The sequence below is a fragment of the Curtobacterium sp. MCBA15_016 genome (assembly GCF_001865105.1).
In the GTDB taxonomy this organism is placed as follows: domain Bacteria; phylum Actinomycetota; class Actinomycetes; order Actinomycetales; family Microbacteriaceae; genus Curtobacterium.
Window position 1 is genome coordinate 103,812 of the sequence record NZ_MJGR01000034.1, and the last position, 16,438, is coordinate 120,249.

13 protein-coding genes and 1 other RNA gene are annotated in these 16,438 nt (G+C 71.2%); 7 read left to right on the plus strand and 7 right to left on the minus strand.

Going from position 1 to position 16,438, the window contains the following annotated elements:
* The first annotated feature begins 39 nt into the window (after positions 1 to 39).
* The 6 genes from ftsE (at position 40) to BIV03_RS14330 (ending at position 5,473) form a co-directional block, all read left to right on the plus strand.
* Positions 40 to 795: a cell division ATP-binding protein FtsE gene (ftsE, locus tag BIV03_RS14305; RefSeq protein WP_070416382.1), complete on the plus strand. Its 756-nt coding sequence runs from the start codon at positions 40 to 42 to the stop codon at positions 793 to 795.
* Positions 792 to 1,706, plus strand: a complete 915-nt coding sequence (gene ftsX, locus BIV03_RS14310; protein ID WP_071296167.1) for a permease-like cell division protein FtsX — start codon at positions 792 to 794, stop codon at positions 1,704 to 1,706. Before ftsE ends, ftsX begins: the two co-directional genes overlap by 4 nt.
* Positions 1,707 to 1,819: 113 nt before the next feature.
* The gene (gene smpB / locus BIV03_RS14315; protein WP_022907777.1) at positions 1,820 to 2,296 is read left to right on the plus strand and encodes an SsrA-binding protein SmpB; all 477 of its coding nucleotides are present in this window, start codon (positions 1,820 to 1,822) and stop codon (positions 2,294 to 2,296) included.
* A gap of 96 nt (positions 2,297 to 2,392) precedes the next feature.
* Positions 2,393 to 2,770, plus strand: a transfer-messenger RNA (tmRNA) gene (ssrA, locus tag BIV03_RS14320).
* A 207-nt stretch (positions 2,771 to 2,977) separates the two neighbouring features.
* Positions 2,978 to 3,682, plus strand: coding sequence for a hypothetical protein (locus BIV03_RS14325; protein ID WP_139201992.1), 705 nt, complete (start codon positions 2,978 to 2,980; stop codon positions 3,680 to 3,682).
* 126 nt (positions 3,683 to 3,808) lie between these two features.
* Entirely contained in the window at positions 3,809 to 5,473 is a 1,665-nt protein-coding gene (locus tag BIV03_RS14330; RefSeq protein WP_070416379.1) for an APC family permease, read from the plus strand.
* A gap of 25 nt (positions 5,474 to 5,498) precedes the next feature.
* Here the strand turns inward: BIV03_RS14330 and BIV03_RS14335 are convergent, their stop codons facing one another.
* Together BIV03_RS14335 and BIV03_RS14340 are read right to left on the minus strand one after the other, a co-directional pair.
* The gene (locus tag BIV03_RS14335; RefSeq protein WP_071296169.1) at positions 5,499 to 6,803 is read right to left on the minus strand and encodes an LLM class flavin-dependent oxidoreductase; all 1,305 of its coding nucleotides are present in this window, start codon (positions 6,801 to 6,803) and stop codon (positions 5,499 to 5,501) included.
* 3 nt (positions 6,804 to 6,806) lie between these two features.
* Positions 6,807 to 8,198: an O-acetylhomoserine aminocarboxypropyltransferase/cysteine synthase family protein gene (locus BIV03_RS14340; protein ID WP_071296170.1), complete on the minus strand. Its 1,392-nt coding sequence runs from the start codon at positions 8,196 to 8,198 to the stop codon at positions 6,807 to 6,809.
* Positions 8,199 to 8,323: 125 nt separating this feature from the next.
* Between BIV03_RS14340 and BIV03_RS14345 the strand changes: the two genes are divergently transcribed.
* Complete coding sequence (locus tag BIV03_RS14345) at positions 8,324 to 9,538, plus strand: amidohydrolase family protein (RefSeq protein ID WP_071296171.1); 1,215 nt, start codon at positions 8,324 to 8,326, stop codon at positions 9,536 to 9,538.
* A 140-nt stretch (positions 9,539 to 9,678) separates the two neighbouring features.
* Here BIV03_RS14345 and BIV03_RS14350 read toward each other — a convergent pair whose 3' ends face one another.
* The 5 genes from BIV03_RS14350 to BIV03_RS14365 form a co-directional block, all read right to left on the minus strand.
* Complete coding sequence (locus BIV03_RS14350) at positions 9,679 to 10,221, minus strand: NUDIX domain-containing protein (protein WP_254790912.1); 543 nt, start codon at positions 10,219 to 10,221, stop codon at positions 9,679 to 9,681.
* A 240-nt stretch (positions 10,222 to 10,461) separates the two neighbouring features.
* Complete coding sequence (locus tag BIV03_RS14355; RefSeq protein WP_071296172.1) at positions 10,462 to 11,175, minus strand: M50 family metallopeptidase; 714 nt, start codon at positions 11,173 to 11,175, stop codon at positions 10,462 to 10,464.
* The gene (locus tag BIV03_RS20255; RefSeq protein WP_302847773.1) at positions 11,172 to 11,306 is read right to left on the minus strand and encodes a hypothetical protein; all 135 of its coding nucleotides are present in this window, start codon (positions 11,304 to 11,306) and stop codon (positions 11,172 to 11,174) included. Before BIV03_RS20255 ends, BIV03_RS14355 begins: the two co-directional genes overlap by 4 nt.
* Positions 11,307 to 11,335: 29 nt before the next feature.
* Positions 11,336 to 13,150 carry a glutamine--fructose-6-phosphate transaminase (isomerizing) gene (gene glmS / locus BIV03_RS14360; protein ID WP_071296173.1) on the minus strand — a complete coding sequence of 605 codons (1,815 nt, stop codon included), beginning with the start codon at positions 13,148 to 13,150 and terminating at the stop codon, positions 11,336 to 11,338.
* Between the two features lie 417 nt (positions 13,151 to 13,567).
* Positions 13,568 to 16,264, minus strand: coding sequence for a LuxR family transcriptional regulator (locus BIV03_RS14365; RefSeq protein ID WP_071296174.1), 2,697 nt, complete (start codon positions 16,262 to 16,264; stop codon positions 13,568 to 13,570).
* Positions 16,265 to 16,438: the final 174 nt, after the last annotated feature.

A 16,438-nucleotide genomic window follows, 5' to 3' on the forward strand; every position in this document is an offset into this window, starting at 1 on the left:
GGTTGATTTCCGGGCGACGCGACCTACCCTGATCCGGTCATGATCAAATTCGACCAGGTCACCAAGGTGTACTCGGGCAACCCGAGCCCCGCCCTCGACGCCATCTCCCTCGAGATCCTCAAGGGGGAGTTCGTCTTCCTCGTGGGCGCGTCCGGGTCCGGCAAGTCCAGCTTCCTCCGCCTCGTGCTGAAGGAGGAGAAGCCGTCGCGCGGGCAGATCCACGTGCTCGGGCAGCGGCTCGGCGCCCTGTCGTCGCGCAAGGTCCCGTACTTCCGCCGCAACCTCGGCGTGGTCTTCCAGGACTTCCGGCTCCTGCCGAACAAGAACGTCTTCGACAACGTCGCGTTCTCGCTGCAGGTGATCGGCAAGAGCAAGGGCTTCATCAGCGAGGCCGTCACCGACGTGCTGAAGCTCGTGGGTCTCGCCGGCAAGGCGACGCGCATGCCGCACGAACTCTCCGGTGGTGAGCAGCAGCGCGTGGCGATCGCCCGCGCCGTCGTCAACAAGCCGGCGATCCTCCTCGCCGACGAGCCCACCGGCAACCTCGACCCGACGACCTCGGCCGGCATCATGGCGCTCCTCGAACGCATCAACCAGGGAGGCACCACCGTGCTCATGGCGACCCACGACGCCAGCATCGTCAACCAGATGCAGCGTCGCGTCATCGAGCTCTCGAACGGGACGATCCTGCGCGACGAGCAGTCCGGCGGCTACCAGACCCAGGCCGTGCCGATCCAGCGCGCGGGCGTCTCGAACACCACCGGCATCCAGACCATCCCGGGGATCATCCGATGAGGCTCGGGCTCGTCATGTCCGAGGTCGGCTCGGGCCTGCGGCGCAACGCGTCCATGGTCGTGTCCGTCGTCCTCGTGACCTTCATCTCGCTCACCTTCGTCGGCACCGCGATCCTGCTCCAGATGCAGATCAACCAGATGAAGGGGTACTGGTACGACCGGGCGCAGGTCGCGGTCTACCTCTGCACCGACACCGACACCACGGGTAACTGCACGGGCGCCAAGGCCACCGACGACCAGCGCAAGCAGGTCCAGGAGCAGCTCGACTCGTCGACCCTCAAGCCGTACATCGAGAAGACGTACTACGAGGACCAGGACCAGGCGTACGACCGGTTCAAGCAGCAGTTCAAGGACTCGCCCGCGACGGAGTTCGTCAAGCCCGAGTACCTCAACGAGACGTTCTGGGTGAACCTGAAGAACCCGTCCCAGGCGGACGTCCTCGTCGAGAGCCTGTCGAAGGTCGCCGGCGTGCAGAGCGTGGTCGACCAGCGCGGGTACCTGCAACCGATCTTCAACCTGCTCAACGCCTCGTCGTACACGGCGATCGGCATCGCGGCGCTCATGCTCGTCGCCGCCGTGCTGCTCATCGCGACGACCATCCGGTTGTCCGCGTTCAGTCGACGGCGAGAGCTCGGCATCATGCGCCTGGTGGGGGCGTCGAACCGGTTCATCCAGACACCCTTCGTGCTCGAGGGGGTGATCGCCGCTGCCATCGGGGCCGTCCTGGCCGGTGGCGCGATCACTGCGGTGGTCTGGTTCTTCGTGCGGAACTACCTCGCGCAGCGGTTCTCGGGCACGGCGTTCATCGGCATGGGGGACGCGGCCGTCGTGGTGCCGTTGGTGATCGTGATCGGCATCGTGCTGGCGGGACTCTCCGCCTTCGTCGCGATCCGCCGCTACCTGAAGGTCTGACGCCCGGCCGGTGTCCGGCACCGGGCGGCGCGCCGGGAAGGTGCGGTGGGTGCCGCGCGTTGGGTAGTCTGTAGGGCTGCGCATCCGCAGCGACCGCACGGAAGGAGACACGCATGGCGAAGGAACGCGGCGAGAAGATCGTGGCGACGAACCGTCGCGCGCGTCACGACTACCTGATCGAGGACACGTACGAGGCCGGCATGGTGTTGTCCGGCACCGAGGTGAAGTCCCTCCGCGAAGGGCGCGCCTCGCTCGTCGACGGGTACGCCTTCATCGACGGCGGCGAAGCCTGGCTCGACGCCGTGCACATCCCCGAGTACACCGAGGGCACGTGGAACAACCACGCTCCCCGGCGCAAGCGGAAGCTGCTCCTCCACAAGCAGCAGATCGTGAAGATCTCGCACAAGACGGCGCAGGGCGGCTACACCCTCGTGCCGCTGCAGATCTACTTCCACGACGGCCGGGCCAAGGTGGAGATCGCGGTCGCGAAGGGCAAGCGGGAGTTCGACAAGCGCCAGGCCCTGCGCGAGAAGACGGACAAGCGCGAGGCCGAGCGGGCCATGCGCACCCGGAACCGCGTCGGCGAGTAGCGCCGTCGCACCTCGGTCGGCTAGACTGAGGGACTGCTCCGATCGGAGCATTGGCAACTCAAGAGCGTGACAGCGGTTCGCACGTCCGGCCCGCATGGGGATGATCGGTTTCGACATTGCCTGTGTGCCGACGGGAAGCGGGCCGAGGACCCACGGTCATCTCGTCAACGATCCGTGGAAAACAACAAGTGCCAATTCCAAGCGCACTGACTTCGCTCTCGCTGCGTAAGCAGCCCAGCACATGAAGTCCGTCGGCCAGGTGATCGTCTTCTAACCTGAGTTCCGGCGTCATCCAGAGGACTTGCTGCACGGTTGCGCCTCAGGGCCGTGCGGGACTTGCACTGAGACTGGGCCCGTCGTCCTAGAAGCCGGTAGCAAAGGACGGGGCCGAGCAGAACGAACCATCCGGATACGCCCGTAGAAGACGTCGAATTGCAGCGATGGACGGGGGTTCGATTCCCCCCATCTCCACCATTCGCCGGATGCCGCACCGCTGTCACGCACTGCCACACCGAACGCCCCGACACCGTCCCCGGACGATGCCGGGGCGTTCGCTGTCCCGCCACCTCCGAGGACTACGATCCGCAGCAGGCGCGGGAACACGCCCGTGCCCACGAACGGGAGGTCCACGTGGTGCAGGAGATCGCGATCCGAGTCCGACTGCGAGAGCAGGAGCGAGTGGTGCTCGCCGACTACGAGCGGGCGGTGGTCTCGGTCGCGACCGTCGCTGCGCTGGCCGCGTGGCTGCCGACGCCGGACGCCCGGTTGGTCATCCGCGGGCGTGGAGCCGAGCCGGTCCGCCTCGAGACGGTGACGTACGGCTCGGTGATCGAGATGCTCGTCGTGCTCGACCAGCGATCCGCAGCCGTCGAGCGTGGGGCGGCCGCGATCGCCGCGCTCATCGAGTCCGTGCGGCACGAGCACGTCGAGGACGACGTCTCCGGTGTGGCCGGCGAGCTCGACCGCCTCGACCGTTCGGCGCCGCGGGGTCGTTCGGTCGTCGAACGGTCGCTCCGTGCCTTCCTCGAGGGTGCCCGTGCCGACGTGCTCGCCCGGAAGACGACGACCCGCGTCCGGGCAGCCCAAGCGCTCGTCCGGCTCGCCGAGGACGGTGCGTCGATCGTCGTCGAGCGGGTGGAGGACGCCCTCGCGCCGACGCTCGAGGAGCACGAGGTCGACGTCCTCGCCGACACGGGGAGCGCGGTGATCGTCGAACCCGTCGACGGCGTCGAGTCGCCCGAGCCCGAGCCGGACAAGAAGGGCAAGCAGAAGTCCGACAAGAAGAAGTCCGGCAAGAAGCAGGACGCGAAGAAGAAGTCGGACAAGAAGCACGACGACAAGAAGAAGTCGGACAAGAAGAGCAAGAAGAAGCACGACAAGAAGTAGCCTGAGGGCTTGTACAGCACGTTTGTTTCCATTGTGTTAAACAATCCGACCAAAGTGCTGTCACGGTGCCAGAGTCGATGAGCGCAGCCCCCGTCCGAGGGGCGGCGCTCATCGACAGGAGCAACAGTGGCTACAACGACACAGGCGCTGCCGGACTCCGGCCTCAAGCGCAACGTCGGCTTCATCGGGCTCATCTGGGCCTCGACGGGGTCGATCATCGGCTCCGGCTGGCTCTTCGGTTCGCAGGAGGCCCTGAAGACCGCCGGGCCCGCCGCGATCATCTCGTGGCTCATCGGTGGCGTGGCGATCCTCGTCCTCGCACTCGTGCACGCCGAGCTCGGCGGCATGTTCCCGATCGCGGGTGGAACAGCGCGGTTCCCCCACATCGCCTTCGGCGGCATCGCCGGAGCCTCCTTCGGGTGGTTCTCGTGGCTGCAGTCCGTGACGGTCGCCCCGATCGAGGTCGAGGCGATGATCAAGTACGCGCAGCACTGGCAGTTCGCCCACCCGTGGCTGCACACCGTGGTCATCGAGGGTGAGACCCAGCAGTTGCTGACCGGCGCCGGGATCGCGGTGGCGATCGTCCTGATGGCCGTCGTCACGGTGATCAACATGCTCAGCGTGAAGATCCTCGCGAACACGAACTCCGCGGCGACCTGGTGGAAGGTCGCCATCCCCTTGCTGGTCATCATCGTCCTGGCGTTCAGCGGGTTCCACGGCTCGAACTTCACCGCGGCGGACGGCTTCATGCCCGAAGGTGCGAAGGGCATCCTCGCCGCGGTGTCGACGTCGGGCATCATCTTCGCGTTCCTCGGCTTCGAGCAGGCGGACCAGCTCGCCGGCGAGGCCAAGAACCCGAAGCGCGACATCCCGCGCGCCGTCATCGGCTCGGTGCTCATCGGGCTCGTGATCTACCTGCTGCTCCAGATCGTGTTCCTCGGCGTCCTGCGCTCCGACGCGATCCAGGGCTCGTGGGCGACCGCGGACTTCACGAAGTACACCGGACCGTTCGCCGACATCGCGATGGCGGCCGGCATCACCTGGCTCGCCGTGGTCATCTTCATCGACGCGATCATCTCGCCCGCCGGCACCGGCCTCATCTACGTGACGGCCACGAGCCGCATCTCGTACGGGCTCAGCCGCAACGGGTACTTCCCGAAGGCCTTCGAGTGGACGACGAAGCAGGGCGTTCCCTGGGTCGGCCTCATCGTGGCGTTCGTCGTCGGGTGCGCGTGCTTCGCACCGTTCCCGTCGTGGCAGGGGCTGGTCAGCCTCATCACGAGTGCGTCCGTCCTGATGTACGCGGGTGCACCGTTGGCCCTCGGCGCGTTCCGGAAGCGGATCCCCGAGGTCGAGCGCCCCTACCGGATGCCGGCCGCGACGCTGCTCTCACCGATCGCGTTCGTCGTCGCGAACCTCATCATCCTCTGGACCGGGTGGGACACCGACTGGAAGCTCGGGGTCGCGATCCTCATCGGTGCCGTGGTGATCATCCTGAACAACGTGTTCCGCGGCGCCTCGAGCGTCCGCCCGCGCTGGGACTGGAAGGCGGCCCAGTGGCTGCTGCCGTACCTGATCGGCATGGGGCTCATCGTGTTCCTCAGCGACTTCGGTCCGCTGACGCACCCGGTGTTCCCGCTGTGGATCGACATCGTCGTGGTGGCGGTGTTCTCCCTGGTGATCTACTACTGGGCGATCAACTCGGCGTCCGACCGCGACGAGATCCTCCGCACCGCCGAGGACGTCCGCGACGTCGAGGAGAGCGGCGTCGTGGAGCCCGTCCACCACTAGGACCCGCGCCACGGGGCGCGCGGTCTCAGAAGTCGAACAGGTTCTCCCGGATGCCTCCGGCGCCGTACTCCCGTCGCAGGAGCCCACGGCGCCGGAGCACCGGCACGAGGTCGCCGAGCATCCGGTAGACCTGCGCCGGGTGCAGGTCGCCCGAGAAGATGATGCCGTCGTTGTCGGCGTCCGCGCCGAGCTCCTCGATGAAGTCCGCGAACTCGTCGGCGGTCCCGACGAAGCCCTCGCGCGAGGACACCCGACCCTTCCGGGCCTTGCGTTCGAGGAGCGTGCGCAGCGGTGCGTCGGGGGTGTCGCCGACGAGGCCGCGGATGGTGCCGGCCGAGACGTGGTCGCCGAACGTCCCCGCCGGTATCGGCGCATCGAGGTCGAGCGCGAGCAGGTCCGTCTCGGAGTCGCTCGACCACGCGATCGCCGCGGTGCGGAGGTCGTCGTCGGACGGGTGCCGGGAGGCGGCGACGACGCGGTCCGCCTCGGCCGCCGACGACACGATCTCGGGCTTGAGCACGAACAGGATCCGCAGCGCGTTCGCGGTGCGTCCGGCGTCGGCCGCGGCGGAGAGCACCCGCGCGCGGTAGTCCCGCACGGCCGCCGCGGACAGCGGTGCGAGCGCGAGCTGCACGTCCGAGTGCGTTCCGGCGAACCCGAGCCCCCGGCCGGAGCCGCCGGGGGAGACCACGATCGGGTCGGAGTCGAGCGGGAGGGCGTTGAGCGGGCCGTCCGCGGTGAAGTACGCGCCCTCGTGGTGGAACGCATCGAGGGCGTCGCCGTCGGCGAAGTGCCAGTCGGAGCGGTCCCCGACGTACCCGGAGCCCCACGAGTGCCAGAGCCGCCGCACCAGCTGCAACCACTCCTCGGCGCGGTCGTACGCGGCGTCGTGCGGGAGCGGAGCGATCCCGGCGTGCCGAGCGCTCCCGGTGTCCGTCACGACGTTGACGCCGAAGCGGTCGCCGGAGAGGTGCGCGAGCGTCGCGAACTGCCGTGCGGCGAGGTACGGCGGGGTGAACCCGGCGTTCACGGTCGGGGCGAACCCGATGTGCGAGGTCGCGGCGAACAGGTACGGCGCGAGCAGGAGCGGGTCGTGCTTCGGGCCGCCGTACGCCTGCCGGATCCGCAGGTCGAGCGTCGACGGGTTGCCGAGCGAGATGGCGTCCTCAGCGATGACGAGGTCCATGCCGGCCTGCTCGAGGGCGCGGACGGACTGCTGGTACAGGTCGGGCTTCGTCCAGTCGTGCCCCCAGTCCCAGTCGGACCGGCCCCACGCCTGCGGGCCGAACCCGCGCGAGAAGAAGTACCCGAAGTGCTGCAGTCCGGCCATTGCCTAGAGTTCCTCCGCGATGACGTGGTTGCCGGGAACGGCGTGTTCGAGGGAGGCGAGCTCCGAGTCGGAGTCGACCCGCGCCTCCTGGCCCGCCCTCGCGCCGCGCAACGCGGCGAACCCGCGCGACAGGTCGCGGACCAGGTCCGCGACGTCCTCGATGCCGACCGACAGGCGGATGAGGCCGTCGTCGATGCCCTGGTCGGCGCGCTCCTGGGGCGTCTTGCCGGCGTGCGTCGTGGTGGCGGGGTGCAGGATCAGCGAGCGGACGTCACCGAGGTGGGTCATCCGGCTGAACAGCTGGACGCTGTCGATGAAGGTCCGCGCCGCGGCTTCGCCGCCGTCCAGCGTGAACGCGAAGACGGACCCGGCACCGCGCGGCAGGTAGCGCTGGGCGAGGTCGTGGAACGGGCTGGAGGCGAGACCCGCGTAGTCGACGCTCGTCACCTCCGGCTGCTGCTCCAGGAAGGACGCGACAGCCAGCGCGTTCGCGCTGTGGCGTTCCACGCGCAGCGACAGCGTCTCGATGCCCTGGCGGAGCAGGAAGGAGTTGAAGGGGGAGGGCGTCGGGCCGATGCGCGAGGCGACGACGTCGCGTGCGAAGACGACGAACGCGCGGCTGCCGTAGCGCTCGAAGTAGCTCTCGCCGCCGAGCGACCGTTCCGGGCTGGTCAGGTGCACCCAGCGGTCCGGGGACGCCGACCAGTCGAAGGTGCCGCCGTCGACGACCACGCCGCCGAGCCCGGCACCGTGGCCGGAGAGGAACTTCGACGCCGAGTGGACGACGATGTCGGCGCCGTGGTCGACCGGACGCACGAGGTACGGCGTCGCGAGGGTGTTGTCGACGATGAGCGGCACACCCGCACGGTGCGCGGTGTCGGCGACGCCGGTGATGTCGAGGACGTCGTTCTTCGGGTTCGGGATCGTCTCGGCGAAGAAGGCCTTCGTGTTCGGGCGGACGAGTCGCGCCCACTCGTCGAGGTCGCGCTGGTCCGCGACGAAGTCGACCTCGATCCCGAGGCGTCCGAGGTTCTGCACGAGCAGGCCCTTGGTGCCCTCGTAGATGCTGCGCGCCGCGACGACGTGGTCGCCGGCCTGCAGGATGCCGAGGAACGCGACGGTGGCGGCGGCCTGCCCACTGCCCACCAGGATCGCCTCGACGCCGCGCTCGAGCAGCGCGACCCGGCGCTCGACGTCGGCGTTCGTGGGGTTGCCGAGCCGCGTGTAGGTGTAGCCGTCGTCGGTCCCGGCGAAGCGGTCGCGGGCCTGGTCGAAGTCGTCGAACAGGAAGCCCGAGGACATGTGGATCGCGGGGACCCTCGCTCCGTGGCCCTGGTCGGGCTGGAACCCGCCGTGCACCTGCTCGGTCGCGAAACCGTGCGCCTCGTCCGTCACGGGACACCTCCTGCCGTCGTCGTGCCGGTACTCTCGCAGGCTTCCCTCCGCGGTTCCCGTTTGCGGCGTTCCGTTACGGCGGGTCCCGCGCACACCCGGTGCGGTCGGACTGGCAGGGTGGGGGCATGGTGGACGAGGACGCGACCCTGATCATCCGCGACGTGCGACCGTGGGGAGGGGAACGGGCCGACGTGGTCGTCACCGGCTCCCGCACCACCGCGGTCACACCCCCGGGCACCGTCCCGGCCGGCAGCGCGACCGAGGTGCAGGGTCGTGGGCAGCTCGCGCTCCCCGGGCTGGTGAACACGCACGCGCACGTCGACAAGAGCTGGTGGGGCCACACGTGGGAGTCGTACGGCGGCGAGGGCGGGACCCAGGGCAGGATCGCCCACGAGCGCGCCCGGCGTGACGCCCTCGGGATCCCGGGCGAGGCCGTCGCGACCAGGGTCCTGCGGGAGTCGCTCCGCACCGGCACCACCCGGGTGCGCACCCACGTGGACGTCGACCTCGGCGTCGGACTCCGGGGCATCGAGGCCGTCCGCGCCGCGGGTGCTGCGCTCGACGACGCGGTCGAGCTGTCGATCGTGGCGTTCCCGCAGGACGGGGTGCTCCGGCGCCCCGGCGTGCTCGACCTGCTGCGCCGTGCGGCGGAGGGCGGAGCGGACCACATCGGCGGCCTCGACCCGTCGCTCATCGACCGCGACCCCGTCGGTCACCTCGACGGCCTGTTCGACATCGCCGCCGACACCGGGTGCGGGATCGACGTCCACCTGCACGAGCCCGCCGAGCTCGGGGCGTTCTCGTTCGACCTGATCCTCGACCGCGTCGAGCGGCTCGGCATCGCGCCCGGCAGGATCAACGTCGCGCACGGCTTCGCGATCGTCGACGTCGACCCGGTCCGGCGCCGCGACCTGCTCGCCCGGATGGCGGGCCTCGGGGTCACGATGACGACGGTCGCGCCGGTGCGCATGAAGCAGCTGCCGCTGCACGAGTTCGACGACGCGGGGGTGCGGTTCGGCTTCGGCACCGACGGTATCCGCGACCTGTGGAGCCCCTACGGCGACGGCGACCTGCTCGGCATCGCGTGGCAGTACGCGCGGGCCGGCGGGGTGGTGCGGGACGAGGACCTGGTGCGGGTGGTCGAGATCGCGTCGCGCGACGGCGCACGGTTCGTCACCGACGAGGAGCACGACATCGTCGCCGGTGCGCGTGCGGACGTCGTCCTGGTCGACGCGGAGAACCCGATGGACGCGCTGGTGCGCCGCGTGCCGCGGTCCCTCGTGGTGGCCGGTGGGCGGGTCATCGACCCGGCGGAGCTGGCGCAGCGCCCCTGGGAGTAGCGCGGCGGGCGGCGGGCGCGGCGCAGTTCGCGCGGCGATCGCGACACTGCACCCGTCGATCGACGCGTGTCACGTCGGAAGGTGCGCACGCACCGGACTGGAGGCGCGGGTCGGCGCCGACCCGCGCCTCCAGTCCGGTGTCAGTCGCGGTGCGCGACCGTGGCGACCACCGCGGCCAGGCGTGCGGGCAGCCCGGGCGCGAGGCCGTCGGGCAGTGCGTCGAGGGCGAACCACCGGACGTCGTCGCTCTCGTCGCTGACGGTGGTCGCCCGAGCGGGATCGACCACGGCGACGAAGCCGACGTCCCAGTGCGCGGCGCAGGCGAAGCCCCCGTGCAGGTCGTGACGGTCGAGGTCGGCCACGGAGGCGTCGAGCAGGTCGAGGTCGGCGATGCCCGACTCCTCGCGGGCTTCGCGACGGGCGGCCTCGGCGAGGTCGCGGTCGCCCGGTTCGAGGTGCCCACCGAACTGCACCCAGAACCGGCCCTTGCGGTGCAGGCACAGCAGCACGCTCCCGAGGTCGGGCGAGAACACGAAGCACGACGCGGTGAGGTGCTCCGGGCCGCCGTCGCGTCGGAGTGCCGCGTCGCCGTGGGTCCGCACGAACGCGAGGAAGCGGTCGCGGTGCGGGGCGGTCGTCGCGGCGAGGGCGGTGGTCACGTCGTCGAGGTGCATCGTCGTCATCCTCGCAGCGTTGTCGCGCGCGCGGGGTTGCGACAACGTCGATGTCGTACGACAGCGGGCTCGTCGTTGCCGCGCGTGCGCAACTGTTGCGCGCGCGGGGGTGCGACGACGTCGATGTCGTACGACAGCGACGATGTCGTTGCGAGTCAGCCCGCAGCCCGCAGCCCGCAGCCCGCAGCTCGCAGCCCGCAGCTCGCAGCCCGCAGCCCGCAGCCCGCGGCCCGCCGCCCGCCGCACGCGTCAGAACAGCGCGCGCACCCCGTCGGAGACGGTCGCCCACACCTCGAGCAGCGGACCACGCGCAAGCCACACCGCGGCGGCGTTCACGGCGACGAACAGCACGAACCACACCGTCGCCGGCACCCGCATCTCGGCCGCGGCGATGTGGAAGTCGGTCTGCACACGGGCCCCGGTCGCGAGCCACCGGGCGACCTGCACCACCGAGCGCAGCCCGTCCACGACGAAGAACGCCCCGACCGCGGCGACGACGAGCACGGTGGTCTCGGACGGGCGCAGGGCGACCCAGAGCGCGAGCGCGTCGAAGCCGAGGACCACGAGGATCCCGAACCAGTTCCGCACGAACGCGAGCGCGACGAGCCCGACGACGCCGAGGACCACGACGGGCACCCACCTCGACCCGTGCAGCACCCCGGTCACGAGCAGCACGCCGGCCCAGAGCGGCGCGCTGTAGCCGGCGTACAGGTTCACGATCCGCACGAGCCACCGGATCGCACCGGGGACCCGGCCGAGCTGGACCCAGGCCTCGCCCGAGCCGTCCGGGTGCAGCTCGATGCGCTGGATGCGTCCGCCGAACGGCACGACGACGACGGCGTGCCCGACCTCGTGCGCGATCGTCGCGGCGATGCGCGCCACCCGGCAGACGAACGGCACGAACGGCAGGACCGCGCCCACGAGGAGCGCGACGACGACGAGGGGCGGGGCTGCGGTGGTCAAGGGACCAGGATCGCAGCACCGCCCGTGACGAACCCGGCAAGACCCTGGGGGAGCAACGACGGCACCAGCGTCGCGGCGATCACGATGACCGTCGCGACGATGGCGAGCGCCGTGAGGACGGCGAGGAACACCGTCAGGCGGTTGAAGCGCGTGTGCCTGGCTATTCGACCGTCACCGACTTGGCGAGGTTCCTCGGCTTGTCCACGTCGCACCCCAGCTGGAGCGCGAGTTCGCGGGCGAGCATCTGCAGCGGGACGACGGCCTCGAGCGGACCCCACGGTGCGGTCGCCCGACCCCAGGCGAGGTCGCCGACGATGCGACGGCCGAGTGCGGGGATGTCCGACCCCTCGCCGCCGATCGTGATGACGAACCCGCCGCGGGCACGGACCTCGGCGATGTTCGCCTGCAGTCGGTGGTCGCCGTGGTCGATGACGACGACCGGGGTGCCCTCGTCGACGAGGGCGAGCGGGCCGTGCTTCAGCTCGCCGGCCGGGTAGGCCTCGGCCCAGCGGTAGCTGAGCTCCTTGAGCTTGAGCGCGCCCTCGGCCGCGTAGGGCAGCCCGGCGCCGCGGCCGAGGAAGAGGAAGCCGGTCGCGTCCTTGACGCTCGAGACGAGCAGCGGGATGCGGTCGGCGGCGATCGCGGCGGCGTGGTCGATGCGGGCGGGGAGGTCGGAGAGCTCGCCGACGAGCGCGGCCGCGCGTTCGCCGTCGATCCGACCCGAGGCGACGAGCGCGGAGATCACCGCGGCGACGCCGACGACGACCTGCGCGGTGAACGTCTTCGTCGCGGCGACACCGATCTCCGGGCCGGCGTGGCAGTCGAGCACGGCGTCCGCCCGGCGGGCGAGGGACGAGTGCACGTTGTTCGTGAGGGCGAGCACCGGGTGCCGGTCCTCGAAGCGGTCGAGCGCGCGGAGGACGTCGGCGGTCTCGCCGGACTGGCTGATGGCGACCACGAGCGTGTCCGGGCCGAGCACCGCCTGGTCGGCTTCGCTCGCGACGACGATGTCCGTCGGCACGCCGCCGATGCCGCGCAGCGCGGTGGCGATCACCTGCCCGGCGTTGAGCGAGGTGCCGCACGCGACGATCGCCAGTCGGTGGAACCCGGGGAGCCCCAGGCCGACCCACATGCTGCCGTCGGCGGCCCGGCGGGCGACCCGGTCGAGGATCGAGGCGACGACCTCGGGCTGCTCCTCGATCTCCTTCGCCATGTGGTCCGGGTGGTCGCCGAGGTCGAGCGCGGTCGCGGCGAACGGGGACGGCGTCGGGAAGGGGACGGGGACCGTGACGCCGGAGGACGACCACGTCCAGGCCTCGCCGAGTTCGACGACGTCGCCGTCGCGGAGCGCCACGAAGGTCTCGCACCACTCGGCGATCGCCCCGATGTCGCTCGCCACGAAGTCGCCGCGGGCGGACCGTGCGACGACGAGGGGGGAGCGCTCGGCGGCGACGACCATGCGGCCGTCCCGGGCGTCGAGCACCACGATCGCCCACGAGCCCTCGAGCTGCGCGGTCGCGATCTGCACCGCGAGCATGAGGTCCGGGTCCACCGCGAGCGCCCGCTCGACGAGGTGCGCGATGACCTCGGAGTCGACGTCCGACGAGAACACGTGGCCCTGGCGCTCGAGCGTCGCACGGAGCCGGTCGGCGTTCTCGACGATGCCGTTGTGCACGATGCTGATCCGGCCGGAGCAGTCGGCGTGCGGGTGCGCGTTCGCCTCGCGGACCACGCCGTGCGTCGCCCACCGGGTGTGCCCGATGCCGACCCCCGTCAGCGCGTCGCCGGAGCGTGCGGCGACGAGCGTGCGCAGGTCACCGACGCGCGACACGGACCGGATGGTCTCGGTGCCGCCGTGGGCGGTCCGGACGGCGATGCCCGCCGAGTCGTACCCGCGGTACTCGAGTCGTTCGAGTCCGTCGAGCAGGTAGGGGGACGCGTCGTCGGTGACGCGGGCCGCGATGATGCCGCACATCTGGTTTCCCTTCGGGTGGGAGGAGCAGCTCGGGTGGGGGAGGGAGGAGCCTTGCGGCACCGACCGCCGTCGGGTCTGCCGTGCGTCCGGTCCGCCGGCCCGGGCCGCCGCCCGTCCTCGGATCAGGCGAGGACGGACGACGGCGTTCGTGGGCCGACGGTTCGGGTACCGGACGGGGTACCACGGGCGGGCTCCCGGAGGAGCACGGCGGTCGGTGCACGAGAAGCATCACCCGCCGGTCGGTGACACGGCAACGGTCGTCGCCCGCTCTTGCGGTTCACCGCGAGCGGTCCCCCGTTCGGAGGACAGGGCGTGCGGAGTCCCGCAACCCGCATCCACGGCCCGCACCGACGACGAACGGGAGGCGCGGTGCCAGCTGGCACCGCGCCTCCCGTCCGGTGGTGGGTCGCGTCTCGACTACGTGAGCAGCGCGACCAGGTGCGAACGCGAGCGCGCTCCCACCTTGCGGTAGATCTGCGTCAGCCGCAGCTCCACCGTCCGCTGCGACATGAAGAGCGACGAGGCGATCTCGCGGTTGCGGTACCCCTCCGTCACCTTCTGCACGACGGCGCGCTCCTCCGCGGTGAGCGAGGTGAGCACCGCCGAGGCGTCCGGCGCGCTGCGCGGCGTCCCGGGCATCTGCGCGGACAGCACCGGCGCGGACCGGAGCGACGTCGGCGCGCCGAAGACCGGCATCGCGACCGTCGCGGCCGGGGTGGCCAGCGGACGACGGAGCCCCGCCGCCTCGTACGCCGCCGCAGCGGCCGCACCGAGGCGCGGACGCTCCGTCGGGGTCCCCACGGCAGCGAGTGCCGCGAAGGTCCGAGCACGTTCGAACTGCGAGTCGTGCGGCTGGAACAGCTCCAGTGCACGGCGACGCGCGGTGTCACGGGTGGTGTCGTCCGCGACCAGCGCGAGGCTCCGCGCCAGGACGAGGGCGCCCCAGCGCGACGGGCGGGCGTGGTGGTCCGCCGCGAGCCGTGCGGCGATCGCCCGGGCGTCGTCGATCCGGTCGAGGCGCGAGTACGCCTCCACCAGGTCGCCGAGGTGCCGGAGCACCGCCGGGTTCCGCAGCGAGCGACCGATGGCGTCCGCCGCCTCGAGCGAGGCCGCGGCCTCGTCGAGCCGACCGTCGAGCAGCAGGACCCGACCGCGCAGGGCGTGCAGCTTGGCGGTCGCACCCCACAGACGGTTCGTGGACCGCTGCGCGAGGCACCGGTCGAGGACCTCGAGTGCCTCGGGGGAGCGCCCCTCGGCGAAGTGCCGCCAGGCGAGCGCGATGGCACGGGACGGCTCACGGAGCCGCTCGACCACCGACGATCCGGCTTCCCACACGTCGATCGCGCGGAGCGCCTGCCGGAAGTTCCCGGAGCGCACCTCGTTCTCGGCGGACAGGTAGCGGGCGGCCTCGGTCCAGACCGGCATGGCCTCCTGTCCCCGGGCGAGGACGAGGGCGAACACGCGGCGGGCGCTGCGGTACCGCTCGGCGATGCTCAACGCGTGGGCGAGGAGCAGCAGCGCCGGGTCGGACATGCCCACCAGCGTCGTGGTGGAGAGTCCGTCGTGGAGCGCCGTGTCGGCCGGGAGGGTCCCGTCGACCGCGGCGATGAGCTCGTGCGCGGTCTCCGTGATCTCCAGGGTGTGCTGCGACGCGGACCGCTTGAGCGGCTCGGCCCGGGCGAGGAGGTCCCTGGCGTGGTCGAGCTCCCAGGCCTCGGCCCGGAAGCACGCGACCATCGCGAGGAGCCCACCGAGTGCGTCCGCCTCGGCGGCGTTCTCGGGGTCGACCGGCACGAGGAGCTCGTCCGCGTGCACGGCGTCGCCGCTGAGGTACTGCACCGAGTACGACAGACGGAGCCGACGGGTCTCGTCCGCCGTGGAGCGGAACGGCCGGATCGCGGCGAGGTACCGCGCGGCGAAGCCGAGCAGCCGGTTCGCCAGCAGGGCCTCGGCGACACCGAGGAGCGCAGCGTGCTCGTCCTCGTGCCCCGAACCGATGTGCAGAGCGCGCTCGGTGAGCACGACCGCGGCCTGGGCGTTGCCGTCCACGACGTACGAGCGGGCTGCACGGAGCAGCGCGACCACGTCCGGGACGTCGTCGACGAAGCTGCGGTGCCACGCGGCCGCACGCGGGTCGGACTCGGCGCTCGCCGCGGCGAGTTCCGTGTGCGCGGCCCGTCGGTCCCGTGCCGGCATCCGCCAGTACAGCGCGGAACGGACCAGGGGATCGCGGACCGAGACGGTCTGACCCTTGACGGTCGTGAGTCCGGCGTGTGCCAGGTCGTCGAGCTCGTCGCGGTCCCAACCGGTGGTCTTCGCCACGGGGACGAGGGCCAACCGCGCCAGGACGTCCAGATCGCGTCCTGCTGCGGAACCGAGCACCAGGGCCGCGATGGCCTCGGTGGTCGGGGTCGGTCGGAGCGGCAGCACGAGCGGCTCGGAGCCGTTCAGCTGCTCGCGACTGAGCACGGCGAGCTGCTCGCGCAGTGCGCCGGGGTTGCCACCGGTCTCCTCGGCGAGGACGGCGAGGACACCCTCGTTCGCCTCTTCCGGAGCCATGTCACGGGCGAGCACGAGTGCTTCGTCCGAGGGCAGCGGTTCGATCCGGAGCGTCGGCAGGGCCGCGAGCGGTCCGGCCGGCGGCACGGTACGGACCGTGGCGACGACGCGCAGTGCGGTGCCGGCGAGCCGCGACGCGAGGAACGCGATGAGCTCCTGGCTCTCCACGTCCATCCGGTCGAGGTCGTCGATCAGCACGAGCGTCGGCGGCAGGGTGAGGGCGTGCACGGCGTCGAGGAAGTCGTGCGCCGCCGCCAGCCCCGGCGTCTGCCGGTCGACGGGTGCGCTCCCCTGGAGGAGGTGCGCGATGTGGGCCGTCGCACGGGGATCGTCGAGTGCGGTGAAGAGCGAGGTCACGCCGGCCAGGGGCCAGTGGGACTCACTCCCGTTCACTCCGACGCGTACGACGGGGAGGGAGACGCGGTTGGACACCGCGTCGAGGACGCTGCTGCGTCCGGAACCAGGGTCGCCGACGACGACCATCGCGGACTCACGAGGGAGTACAGCGAGGGTCGCGATCCGGTCGACCTCGAGACGGCGACCGGTGAGTGCCATGACTCACCGGCCTCCGGGCCCGGAAGCGGATGCAACGGAGGAGAGGGACCGGTCGGAGGCACGGCGGGTGACCGCGCGCAGAGCCGGACGTGGGGCACGCAGGGAAGAACGCGTGCCGGAGCTGTCGGAAACGGAATGCGGATGACGAGTGAGGGTGCACTCGGTTCCGCTCGG